The organism is Rhodoferax sp. GW821-FHT09E07 (assembly GCF_059416145.1).
On sequence record NZ_JBWKOP010000007.1, the window covers coordinates 36,439 to 49,598 of the forward strand.

Consider the following 13,160-nt stretch of genomic DNA (forward strand, 5'->3'; position numbering starts at 1 on the left):
CCGATTCCATCTCCGTCAAGAGTCTGGATGGCACCGCCACCCAGGCCATCACCGTCACCATCAATGGCACCAACGATGTGCCCGTGATTGGCGGCTCCAGCTCCGGCGCCGTGGTCGAGGCCGGCGGCGTGGCCAACGCCACCACCGGCACGCCCAACGCCAGCGGTACCCTGACCATCTCCGATGCCGATTCCGGTCAGTCCAGCTTTACCGCTGTGGCTCCGGCCAGCCTCACTGGCACTTACGGGACTTTCACTTTCAACAACGCCACCGGCGCATGGACCTATGCGCTGGACAACACCAAGTCCGCCACCCAGGCCCTCACGGCCGGTCAGGTCGTGCACGACACGCTCTCCGTCACCAGCCAGGATGGCACTGCCACCCAGACCATCGATGTCACGGTCACCGGCGCCAATGACAACGCCGCCATCACCGGTACCTCCACCGGCTCCATGACCGAGGATGTCGCCGTCTCCGGCGGCAACCTCTCCACCAGCGGCGCACTCGCCGTCTCCGATGTGGACAGCGGCCAGGCCACCTTCCAGACGCCGGCCACGCTGGCCGGTACCTACGGCACTTTCACGTTCAACACCAGCACCGGTGCATGGACCTATGCCGCCAACAACGCACAAAGCGCCATCCAGGCCCTGGGCGCAGGCCAGTCCCTCACCGATTCCATCTCCGTCAAGAGTCTGGATGGCACCGCCACCCAGGCCATCACCGTCACCATCAATGGCACCAACGATGCTCCGACCGTCACCAGCGGCACGGTCTCAGGAACAGAGGACACGGCGATCACCCTGTCGTGGACAAATTTCTCTATCAACGACATCGATTCATCCACCAGTGCCCTGAGTGTGAAGATCATTACGCTGCCGTCGGACGGTACGCTGCAATACTCGGCCAACGGAGTGACATGGACCAATGTTGCAGCCAACCAGTTGATCACCAAAGCTGAGGTTGATGCAGGACACTTGCGCTTCACACCAGACCTCAATGAGTCCGGTGGCAGTGACTATGCAACGGCTGGTACAGGCAACATGAAGAGCCACTACGCCAGCTTCACCTACCAAGGAAGCGACGGCAGCCTTACCAGCACCACGGCCACATTGACGGTTGATATCAAGCCCGTGGCGGATGATCCCATTCTCAAGATTGGTGGGGCCTCTGTGATCGACGGCGCCACCACGGTTGTGACGCAACCCGCGGGTGACGGATTGACTGTGCGGACTTACACGGCTGTACCGAATATTGATACGACGACGGTAGACACCTTGACAGAGGTGGAACAACTGCTCAACTTGTTGAATGCCGATACACCAGCCACGACATCCATATCTACGGCACCCCAGAACTACACCGTAAACACCAACAGCGATCCATCGGGAATCCCAACTGACGGTGCTTACCGGATGACTGGGTTGATCTACCTCGACGCGGGCCACACCTACACCTTCAGCTCCTACATGGACGATACGGCCCTGCTGTCACTCGGAGGCACCATTGTTCTGGAGAAACAATACAACAGCTGGGGCAATATCACCGGCACAACCTACACGGCCGCCGTCAGTGGCTATTACACGCTCGACTGGGCTGTTTACAACGGCAATTCGATTGGAGCAATCAAACCCTACCTGAGTATCGATGGTGGTACTGCACAGGACTTGACCAGCGCCAACTTCAAAATCTACAGTTCCATCGCAGCCGTTGAGAACGCCGGTGGTATCCACGATGCAGTCGTCGGAACCAGCACTGCCGGCTACTACCCTGTAAGCAACAGCGGCGTGGAAGATACAGCGATCAAGATTTCGCCCATTACGATTGCATTGGCCGACACCGATGGATCAGAGTCCCTGGTTTCGCTTTTCGCGAAGAATCTCTTGACCGGCACTGTCCTTTCCGACGGCACCAATAGCTTCACAGCCAGCGCCGCGACCACGTCCATCAACATCAGCGGCTGGTCGCTCAGCACCTTGACCTTGAAGCCACCGGCCAACTTCAACGGCACATATGGCTTGACGCTGGAACTGACCAGCAAGGAAAACGCTACCAGCGAACTAGCCACTACGCTCACCACGCTGTCCATTCCCGTAGCCGCCGTCAACGACGCACCGGTAGCAGTAGCGGATACCAACAGCGTGACCGAGGACTCAGGGGTCTACACGATTACTGGCTCCGTCACCAGCAACGACACGGATGTGGATGGGGATACGTTGAGTGTTGCCGCAGTCAGTGGTCAGAGCGCACTCACTGGGGCCAGCATAGCCGGCTCCTACGGAACGTTCGTGATCAATGCCAACGGGAACTACACCTATGCACTGACCAGCGATGATGCGCGCGTGAACGCGCTCAACACCGGAGAGTCGCTGACTGACTTCATTTCCTATACCGTCACAGATCCAGGCGGCTTAACAAGTACCAGCACGCTGACCGTCACCATCAACGGCCACACTGACACGTATGCCGCGACATCGTTGATCACGGGGACTGCAGCCGCGAACAACATAGTTGGCACCGCATCGGACGATAGCATCAGCGCCTTGGGCGGCAACGACTATGTAGAGGCCGGCGCTGGCAATGATGTTGTATACGCCGGAGACAGTGGCACTGCCTTGACGAGTGTTGCCAACCTCGCCGCATCGACCTTTATGACGACAGCCGATGGAAGCATGACGACTGCAGGCGGCACTTTGACGGCTACCGTCGCCAGCAATACCAACAAAGGCTACGGTGACTTGGTACATGGAGGAGCTGGCAACGACGCCTTGTTTGGCGAAGCCGGAAGCGACCTGCTGTACGGTGGTGCCGGCAACGACTATTTGAACGGCGGTGCAAGCAATGATGCGTTGCGCGGCGGTGCCGGCAATGACCGTCTTGAAGGTGGCGCCGGCAGCGATGTACTCCGGGGCGACTCAGGCTCAGACGTCTTCGTCTGGTCCCTCAACGATGGCAGCAGCACCAATGGTGTTGCCGCTGCTGGCGCAGGGAACGCTTATGGCGTAGGCAACAACATTGGCCTATCTGGCACCACTGACTTGGTGATGGACTTCAGCAAATCGGAGGGGGATGTACTGGACCTGCGCGATCTGTTGGTCGGCGAAAGCCATCAAGGACTCGCTTCTGGCAACCTGTCCAACTATCTGCACTTTGAAGTTTCCAACGGAAACACTGTGGTTCACGTCAGCACCAATGGTGGCTTTACTGGTGGGACCTACAACGCCGCCAATGAAAATCAGACCATCGTATTGACCGGCGTGAACCTGCTGCAAGACAACAATGGCACCACCCTGCTCAATGACAATGCAGTCATACAGGACTTGCTAACCAACAAACGGTTGATCGTCGACTGATACGTGCTGGCGACTTGCGCTTCAGGAGTGGGTTATGGGCAACGCCCGTACCCCAGGACCCGTTGCTCCGTCAAAACCCAACGCCAGCACGGTGTCCAATTCGCTGGGCGACGTGACGCCTTCTGCCAGCACGAGCAAACCAATGTTGTGGGCAATGCCGCATAGTCCTTTCAGGAAGGCCGCATTGCCGCTGTTGGACTCCACCCCACGTACAAAACTGGAGTCCACCTTCAGATAGTCCAAGCCGAGGTCGTGCAGCTGACCGATCTGGCTGAAGTGGTGCCCAAAGTGCTCCAACCCGGTCCTGCAGCCTACGGCGTTCAAGGCGCGACACAGTACTTTGAACGCTTCAAGATGCTTCAAAGCGCCGCCTTCTGCCATCTCCAGCCATAACCTGGGCGCCAACGCTTTTTCTGCCGCGATCAGTGCCATCAAGCGCGGCTGAAATGCGGCGTCTTCCAGTGAACTCGCAGACAGGTTAATGGCCAATCCGGGCAAGTCAGGGTCCGCCTTGAGCTCCTGCAGCCCCAAAGCTACGGCAACTAGGTCAAGCGATGGCGTCAACTTGAGACGCTCGGCCACGGGCAGGAATCGGCCAGCTGGCAACCACTCGCCTTTTTCGTCAAACATCAAGCGCAACGGACACTCCCGATGCGACAGGGCACCTTGGGCGTTGACCACTGGAAATGAAATAAGTCGCACCCACTGGTGCTCCAGTGCGCGCTTGATCATGGTGGCCCATTGATCTGCAGTACGAGGCATTTCATCCGCAGCATCCGCCTGGGCTTCCCGCACACCGTCCTCCCCACCGGCTTCGGCTGCGGCCAACGCCAGATCCACCTGGGACAGAAGACCGCCAACATCCGCACCAGCAGCAAACCGGCCAACACCAATCCAAGCAGTCGCAGCACCATCGACAAAAGGCGCAGCAGCCAACACCAAACTTTGCAACAGCTCAACGCCCGCGGCATACCCTGCTTTGTCGGCAGGAAGCAATAAGGCGAAGTCTGCACCATTGAGACGTGCAGCCACACCGTTGCTCGAAGTTGCACAGGCCGCGTTGATCGTATGTCCCACGACTTTCAAAAAATCGTCTGTTGAAGCACGCCCGAGTCGCCGGTTGATCCCCGTCAGGTCAGCCAGCCGGACCATCATCAAGGTTCCGCCCACCGAGTCCTCAGCATCAATCGCCTGGCGCAAACGCGCCATGAAGTGAGACCGGTTGGCTAGCCCAGTCAAAGGATCAAAATTGGCCTCTTTGCGCACCAGCTCCAGCCGCGAAGCCTCCTCCTCAAACATGGCCTTCAGCCGCCCCACCGTAGCATTCATGGCAATGGCCAATTGCTTGAGTTCTGGCACCTTGGGCAGCTCCACCGTGACGAAGCGCCGTTGGGTGATGGCCTTGGCCTGCTCAATCACCGTGTGCAGTGGCCCGCGAATTCGGCCCAGGACCATGGACCCCAGCAGCCCGCCCACCACACCGGCTAGCGACAACGCCAGCACCATTTCATAGGCGCTTTTCCACAATGCACCATAGGCAAAACGGCTGTGGCTGATCAACGTGACAGTGCCAAACTGCTTCCAGCCACTGCTGATCTGGGCCTGCCCCGGTGTGGCGGTGATGGGCAGCAAGTGCGCAAACCAGGCAGGGGCATCAAGATCCTTGGCATCTCCAACACGCTCGGCAATCAATTTGCCGGCGGGATCGGTGACACGGATCAATTCGTAGTGCCCGCTGTCAAACAGCGAAGCCACGACCAGATCGACGGTTACCGCATCGGGACTACCCTGGCTGAGGGACAGTGCCAAAGCCGTCGCATTGTCCGTATTTTTGATGGAGAGCTGGGAACCCAGATAGCTGCGCGCACTCAGCATGGACGCCAGCAGACCACCTCCCAGGGCCAGCAACATGCTGACGACAATCGCGAGCCATAGTTGACGGTACATCGACATTTCGTTTTCCTCTTGCAAGCAATCTATTCAAAACCTTCGGCCTTCGCGCGCCGCAGCAAATCTTCCCAACGGGACAAGCGCCCGGTGCCCCCTGGCGCAGCGGCCTCACCGCCGCCAATACCGGCAAACACACCCGCCCGGTTGAAGCTGAAGACGGGTACCAAATCCGGCCTGCGCGAGGCGGGACGAATGTCGGGGATCAGGTTGTCCATGATGAGCGGCTCGGCATCGGGCTGGGCATAGTAGGCCAACACCATGTGGGCCTGCGTGGGCGCGCCATCGGAGCCCCCGGTCTTGGCACGCACATAAATCAGGCGCAGCTTTTCGGGCGCCACACCCGTCTCCAACAGCGTGAAATATTTGGCGATGACGAAGTCTTCACAATCTCCCGCACCACGCCCTATGGACTCCATAGGGGTCGCCCAGTAGTCCACTTGCCCCCAGACCACCATATCGTCGGCAAACTGCATTTGCTGGTTAAAAAACTGGTTCACCCGCTTGATGCGTTCTGCATCACTGACGGCCATGTTGCTTTGAATCAGGCCACGCCAGGCTGTGAACTTGGGCACCGGGCCGCTACCCCAGCGCTGCGTCAATGTGGCCAGAAGGCGGTCGAAATCCGCCCCCCCCTGTGCAGTCCCCACGGCCCCCAACAGCAGCGCCAGCACCAGGACAGTAGCAGCCCACTTGTAGAGCGCGCGCAAGGCCATCACCATTCGAGTCGGCTTCCGTCTGCAGGCATCAACCGCAGAAAAATCCTGATAACGTGAAATTCATCGCAATTGATCTTGGTTTTCCAATGGGCCCCTGCAAGCAAGGTATGCTAAAAATGGATCGCTGGCAGATAATCAAACGATGGACGCTGGCGGTGAGGTTAGCACAGCGCTCCGCCCCACCCACAAGCCCGGCGAGCTTGAATTCAAAGAAGTTTCTACTATGAATCGACTGACCGCAATCAGCCAAGCGATTGCGCTTGTTGCCCTTACCGTGGGCGCCAATGCACAGACCACCCCAGAGCCATCTCCGACCAACTTGAAGGATGCGGTGGAACGCGCCATCCTGCAAAACCCGGAAGTCAAACTGCGCTTCCATAATTTCGAAGCATCGCAGGAAGAGCGCAAATCCGCAGAAGGTGCCTGGTTGCCCAAGGTGGACCTGGAGGCCGCCACCTCAACCAACCAGACACTAAAACCCTACCTGTCCTCCACCCAGTCCTACAACGGCAACCGTGCTTCCATCCAGCTGCGCCAAACACTGTTCGACGGCTTCGCCACACGGAACGACGTACGCCGTCTGAGCTATGCCCAGCAGTCAGCGTTCTATGAACTGCAATCGGCCAGCAACCAGACCGGGCTGGAAGCAGCGCGTGCCTATCTCGACGTCATCCGCTACCGCGAACTGGTGGAAATGGCCGCCGACAACCTGGTGACCCACCAGGAGGTCCATGGCCGCCTGAGCCAAAAAGTGCAAGCCGGCGTGGGCCGCCGTGTCGACCTGGAGCAAGCCTCGGGCCGGATGGCGCTGGCCGAGTCCAACTGGCTCACGGAGGTCAGCAACCTGCATGACGTGTCAGCCCGCTACCAGCGCTTGATCGGTGACACACCGGCCGCCGAGCTGCCCCCGCCGCCGCCACTGACCAGCCAGATGCCCCAAGGCATCGATTTTTTGCGCGGCGCCGTGGCGAAGAACCCGGACTTTCTGGCCTCAGTGGCGACTTTGCGCGCCTACCGCGCCGACATGAACCTGCGCAAGGCACCCATGTATCCCACGCTGGAGTTCCGGGCACGCCAAAGCTACGAAACCAACCAGAGTGGCACCCTCGGCGACTACCGCGACTCCACGCTCGAATTGGTCTTGAACTACAACCTGTACCGCGGCGGATCGGACATCACCCGCATCAAGCAATACGCGGCCAAGCTCAACTCGGCGTTCGACCTGCGTGACAAAGCCTGCCGCGATGTCTGGCAGACCGGGCAAATTGCCTACAACGACTCGGTACGCATTGCCTCCCAGATTAAGTTGCTACAACAACACGAGCTATCCACCTCCAAAGCCCGGGTGGCCTACCAGCAGCAGTTCGATATTGGCCAGCGCTCGCTCCTGGACTTGCTGGACACGGAAAACGAGTACTACCAATCCCGCCGGGCCCTCGCCAACGCCGAGTACGACCTGCAGTTGGCCCACGCCCGGGTGCTCGCATCGTCGGGATCGCTTCTGGAAGCCCTGAAACTGCAGCCCCTCTCGAGCACCTTGCCCGAGGTGAAAGGCGGCCAAGAGGACGATGACGAGCTGATGGAGTGCAGTACCCACACGCTCCCCTCGATTGAAAAGACCCCGGTGCCGGTCGCCGTGGCCAAGCCGCTCCTGGTGGAGCCCGCCCCCCAGCCGGTGGTACCCGCGCCCGTCAAAGCCCCCCCTCCCGATCCGGTAGCGTTGGCCTGTGCCCAGGTGCCGCAGTCGGTGCAGACTTGGCTGACCGCCTGGAACACCAAAGACACGACCGGCTATCTGGGGCAGTACGCAGACAACTTTGTTCCTGCCATGGGCCTGAGCCGCAGTGCATGGGAGACCTTGCGCAAGAAACGCATCGGCAAGCAGGGCGATATTCAGACGACCGTGAGCGAGATCAAGCCCCAGGCCTGCGACGCCAAGAGCGCCGAAGTCTCGTTCAAGCAGGAGTACGGTTCAGTGGACTACCGCGACAGCGTGGAGAAAACCTTGTCGCTGGTACGCGTTGGCGATGCCTGGAAGATCGTGCGGGAAACGGTGACCAAGGGTCGTACCTTCTGATCCCACGCGATGCCCCCATGAAAAAAGCGACCGAAGGGTCGCTTTTTATTTGTTCGCCGCGAGCAGTTTTCAGAACGGAATATCGTCATCCATGTCATCAAAGCCACTGGCGGGGCGGGGAGCCGGTGCCTGGCGCGGTGCGGGGGCCGGGGCAGCTGCACGGGGTGCGGCAGGTGCCATGCGGCGGGGAGGCGGTGCACCACCTTCGTCACCGCCGTCCGACGGTCCGCCCATACCTTCACGGCCGCCCAGCAACTGCAGCTCGGTGGCCACAATGTCCACCGTGTTCTTTTCCACACCGGACTGGTCGGTGTACTTGCCGTACTTCAGGCGACCTTCCACATAAATGGGGCGACCTTTTTTTACGTACTCACCGGCGATTTCGGCCAAGCGGTCATAAAAGGTCACACGGTGCCACTGGGTGTCTTCAACGGTCTCGCCGGTATTGCGGTCCTTGCGGCGGCTGCTGGTGGCCACGCTCACATTGGCCACGGCCTGGCCGGAGGGCAAGTAACGGATTTCAGGGTCACGGCCACAGTTGCCGACCAGAATGACTTTGTTGACGGATGCCATGGGAGTTTCTCCAAATTAGTCGCAGATTATGCCGCCGCGCGCGGGGCCGGGGCCCGCATGGGCCAGGCCACGGCAAGCCACAGCAGCATGGCCGCGGTGCTGGCCGCAAACAGGGCCTGCGGCCCTGACCACTTCACCAGCCATCCGCCCAGCGCCCCGCCGGCAAAGAAGCCCAGCGACTGCAGGGTGTTGTAGACGCCCAGCGCCGCACCGCGGGCTGACGCGGGTGCCACGCGCGAAGCCAGGCTGGGCTGGCTGGCCTCCAACACGTTGAACCCGCAAAAGAACACGAACAGCAGCACCGCCAGCAAGGCCACTGAAGGCATGGCCCGGGTCAGAACCATCAGCCCCAACTGCACCAAAGCCACCAACCCTACTGCCGACAAAAATACGGCGCGCAAGTACCCCCGCTTCTCCAGCGGAAACAGTGTGGCACCCATGACCAGGAACGAGGCCAGCACCGCGGGCAGGTAGACCTGCCAATGCAGATCACGCGCCAGCCCGGCTTGCACCAGCATGGCGGGCAGGGCCACCCACATCGCCAACTGCACCGCGTGCAGCACAAACACCCCGAAATCCAGCCGCAACAGCGCCGGATGGCGCAACACGTCGCGCAAGCGGCCCCGCGCTTGCGTGGCATGCTGCAGGGGCTCCGGTGGCACCCACCACAGCACCACCGCAATGCCCCCCACCGCCAAGGTGGCTGTAATGGCAAACAGACCATGCAGGCCCACCCAGGCCGCCAACAACGGCGACAGCACCAGAGACAGCGCGAACATCAGCCCAATGCTGGCGCCGATCAAGGCCATGGCCTTGGTACGTACCACGTCGCGGGTCTGGTCGGCCAACAAGGCGGTAACCGCCGCCGAAATGGCCCCAGCGCCTTGCATCGCACGCCCGGCCACCAGCCAGGGCAGAGTGGGCGCCCAAGCTGCCAGCGCGCTGCCAGCCGCAAAAATCACCAGCCCCAGCACCATGACCGGTTTGCGGCCAAAACGGTCGGACGCCATGCCAAACGGAATCTGCAGTACGCCTTGGGTCAGGCCGTAAATGCCCATGGCCATTCCCACCAGCGCGGGGTCATCGCCACCGGGGTAGCGGCGCGCCTCCAGTGCAAACACGGGCAAAACCAGGAAAAGCCCCAGCATGCGCAGGGCAAAAATCAGGGCCAGCGAGGCGCTGGAACGACGCTCTTGCGGCGTCATGGTGGTATCGGGAAGGGCAGGCGTGGGCAAAACGGGCACTCGTGGCAAAAAGGCGGCACAAACCCGGGGCGGGCGGCGCAACCCGACATTGTCTATCATGGCGGGTTACTCTTTTGGCGGCCACGAACTTGAACTCTCCTACTGACGACGGCAAATACCTGGCCCGCGCCCTGCAGCAGCAAAACATCAGTGTGCGGGGTGCGCGCACCCACAATCTGAAAAACATTGATCTGGACATTCCCCGCAACCAGTTGGTGGTCATCACCGGGTTGAGCGGCTCCGGCAAGTCCAGTCTGGCGTTTGACACGCTGTATGCCGAAGGGCAGCGCCGCTATGTGGAAAGCCTTTCCACCTACGCGCGCCAGTTTTTGCAGCTGATGGACAAGCCCGATGTGGACATGATCGAGGGCCTGTCGCCTGCCATCAGCATCGAGCAGAAGGCCACCAGCCACAACCCGCGCTCCACCGTGGGCACGGTGACCGAGATCCACGACTACCTGCGCCTGCTGTTTGCCCGCGCCGGCACGCCCTTTTGCCCGGACCACAACCTGCCGCTGCAGAGCCAGACGGTGAGCCAGATGGTGGACGCCGTGCTGGCCCTGCCCGAAGACACGCGCCTGATGATCCTGGCACCGCTGGCGCGGGAGAAAAAGGGCGAGTTTCTGGACGTCTTTGCCGACATGCAGGCCCAGGGCTATGTGCGCTTTCGCATCAACGGCGAGGCCTATGAGGCCGAGAACCTGCCCAAGCTGAAGAAGACCGAGAAACACGACATCGACGTGGTGGTGGACCGCATCAAGGTGCGCGCCGACCTGAAACAACGCCTGGCCGAAAGCTTTGAAGCCGCGCTGCGCCTGGCCAATGGACGCGCCATTGCGCTGGAGATGGATGCGCCCAATGACTCCGAAATTGATAGCGCACAACGCAATGGTGACGGGGGCCAGAGGCCTAAAGAGCACCTATTCAACGCCAAGTTTGCCTGCCCCGTCTGCAACTACTCGATTGCCGAGCTGGAGCCGCGCCTGTTCTCCTTCAACTCACCCGTGGGCGCTTGCCCCACCTGCGATGGGCTGGGCAACCACGAGTTCTTCGACCCCACGCGCGTGGTCGCCTTCCCCACGCTAAGCCTGGCCAGCGGCGCCATCAAGGGCTGGGACCGGCGCAACGGCTACTACTTCAGCATGCTGGAGAGCTTGGCCAAGCACTACAAGTTCGATATCGACGCCGCCTTCGACAGCCTGCCCGAAGCGGTGCAAGCCGCCATCCTGTTCGGGTCGGGGGAAGAAGAGATCAAGTTCAGCTACGTGATGGACTCGGGCGCCTCGCAGGGCAAGAAGGTCAGCAAGAAACACGCCTTCGAGGGCATCATTCCCAATATGCAGCGGCGCTACCGCGAGACGGATTCGGCCCTCGTGCGTGAAGACCTGGGCCGCCTGCGCAGCACCCAGCCCTGCCCCGACTGCGGGGGCTCGCGCCTGCGCAAGGAAGCGCGCCACGTGAAGGTCGGAGAAGGAGACCAGGCCCGCGCCATTTACGAGATCAGCCACGCCACGCTGCGCGAGAGTTTTGAGTACTTCAACACGCTGCAAATGCCCGGCGCGCGCGGCGAAATCGCGTCGAAGGTGATTCGCGAGATTGGCCTGCGCCTGAAATTCCTCAACGACGTGGGCCTGAACTACCTGAGCCTGGACCGCAGTGCGGAAACGCTCAGTGGCGGCGAGAGCCAGCGCATCCGTCTCGCGTCGCAGATCGGCTCGGGCCTGACGGGCGTGATGTACGTGCTGGACGAGCCCAGCATTGGCCTGCACCAGCGCGACAATGACCGGCTGATTGGCACGCTGCAGCACCTGCGTGACATTGGCAACAGTGTGCTGGTGGTAGAGCATGACGAAGACATGATGCGCGCTGCCGACCATGTGATCGACATGGGCCTGGGCGCGGGCGTGCACGGCGGGCGCGTGATCGCCCAGGGCACGTTTGACGAGGTGAAGGCGAACACCGAATCACTGACCGGTCAGTACCTGGCCAAGACCTTGCAGATTGAGGTACCCAAGCGCCGCACGCCCTGGCTGCCCGTGGTGGCAGAAGCCAAACCCGTGGCCAAGGCCGTGGGCGGCAAAGGTGCACCCAGCAAGGCCGCGCTTGCCTGGGCCGAACGCCAGGCGCACCACCTTGCCACCCAGGGCAATATGCAGGCCATTCGCGTGGTGGGCGCCAGCGGCCACAACCTCAAGGGCGTGGACGTGGACTTCCCCGTGGGCCTGCTGACCTGCGTGACTGGCGTGTCCGGCTCAGGCAAGAGCACGCTGGTCAACGACACGCTGTACGCCGCTGTGGCGCGCCAGCTCTACCGCGCGCACGACGAGCCTGCGGCGCACGAGAGCATCGACGGCATCCAGTACTTCGACAAGGTCATCAACGTCGACCAGTCCCCCATTGGCCGCACCCCGCGCTCCAATCCCGCCACCTACACCGGCCTGTTCACGCCTATCCGCGAACTCATGGCCGAGGTGCCCACGGCGCGTGAACGCGGCTACGGCCCGGGCCGCTTCAGCTTCAACGTGGCCGGCGGACGCTGCGAGGCCTGCCAGGGCGACGGCATGGTGAAGGTGGAGATGCACTTTCTGCCTGATGTGTACGTGCCTTGCGACGTGTGCGCGGGCCAGCGCTACAACCGCGAGACACTGGAGGTGCTCTACAAAGGCAAGAACATCGCGCAGATTCTGGACATGACGGTGGAGGCGGCCTACGAGTTCCTGCAGGCCGTGCCCACCATCGCGCGCAAGCTGCAGACGCTGCTGGACGTGGGCTTGTCCTACATCCGCCTGGGCCAGGCCGCCACCACGCTGTCGGGTGGCGAGGCCCAGCGCGTGAAGCTGGCGCTGGAACTCAGCAAGCGCGACACCGGCCGCACGCTCTACATCCTGGACGAGCCGACCACGGGCCTGCACTTTGCCGACATTGCCCTATTGCTCAAGGTGCTGCACCAGCTGCGCGACGCGGGCAACACCATCGTCATCATCGAGCACAACCTGGACGTGATCAAAACCGCCGACTGGCTCATCGACATCGGCCCCGAGGGCGGCGCGGGTGGTGGCATGGTGGTGGGCGTGGGCACACCGGAAGACCTGGCAGCCAACCCGGCTAGCTACACCGGAAAATACCTGAAACCACTGCTGCAACCGGGTACTTAAGCCGTTTTCCACCTCAGCCCCCCGCAGTCATTGCGATTTACGCTATCTATTTGGTAGCAAAAAAGAGCGATTGCTGGTACGACGCCCTTGGCGCG

7 protein-coding genes are annotated in these 13,160 nt (G+C 61.3%); 3 read left to right on the forward strand and 4 right to left on the reverse strand.

Annotated features, from left to right (window positions below; all coding sequences use genetic code 11):
* Positions 1-3,350, forward strand: a 3,350-nt coding sequence (locus AC07OE_RS14640; protein ID WP_495071309.1) for a VCBS domain-containing protein, incomplete at its 5' end; no start/stop codon positions are given.
* A gap of 21 nt (positions 3,351-3,371) precedes the next feature.
* Here AC07OE_RS14640 and AC07OE_RS14645 read toward each other — a convergent pair.
* Positions 3,372-5,303, reverse strand: a complete 1,932-nt coding sequence (locus AC07OE_RS14645; RefSeq protein ID WP_495071310.1) for a bifunctional diguanylate cyclase/phosphodiesterase — start codon at positions 5,301-5,303, stop codon at positions 3,372-3,374.
* Between the two features lie 23 nt (positions 5,304-5,326).
* The gene (locus AC07OE_RS14650) at positions 5,327-6,013 is read right to left on the reverse strand and encodes a transglutaminase-like cysteine peptidase (protein WP_495071311.1); all 687 of its coding nucleotides are present in this window, start codon (positions 6,011-6,013) and stop codon (positions 5,327-5,329) included.
* 226 nt (positions 6,014-6,239) lie between these two features.
* On the opposite strand from AC07OE_RS14650, the gene AC07OE_RS14655 reads away from it, so the two are divergent.
* Complete coding sequence (locus AC07OE_RS14655; RefSeq protein WP_495071312.1) at positions 6,240-8,093, forward strand: TolC family outer membrane protein; 1,854 nt, start codon at positions 6,240-6,242, stop codon at positions 8,091-8,093.
* Between the two features lie 69 nt (positions 8,094-8,162).
* On the opposite strand, the gene ssb is transcribed toward AC07OE_RS14655, so the two are convergent.
* Together ssb and AC07OE_RS14665 are read right to left on the reverse strand one after the other, a co-directional pair.
* Complete coding sequence (gene ssb, locus AC07OE_RS14660; protein WP_495071313.1) at positions 8,163-8,666, reverse strand: single-stranded DNA-binding protein; 504 nt, start codon at positions 8,664-8,666, stop codon at positions 8,163-8,165.
* A 26-nt stretch (positions 8,667-8,692) separates the two neighbouring features.
* Entirely contained in the window at positions 8,693-9,871 is a 1,179-nt protein-coding gene (locus tag AC07OE_RS14665; RefSeq protein WP_495071314.1) for an MFS transporter, read from the reverse strand.
* Between the two features lie 128 nt (positions 9,872-9,999).
* Here AC07OE_RS14665 and uvrA point away from each other — a divergent pair, with 128 nt between their 5' ends.
* The gene (gene uvrA, locus AC07OE_RS14670) at positions 10,000-13,065 is read left to right on the forward strand and encodes an excinuclease ABC subunit UvrA (RefSeq protein ID WP_495071315.1); all 3,066 of its coding nucleotides are present in this window, start codon (positions 10,000-10,002) and stop codon (positions 13,063-13,065) included.
* The last annotated feature ends 95 nt before the right edge of the window (positions 13,066-13,160 follow it).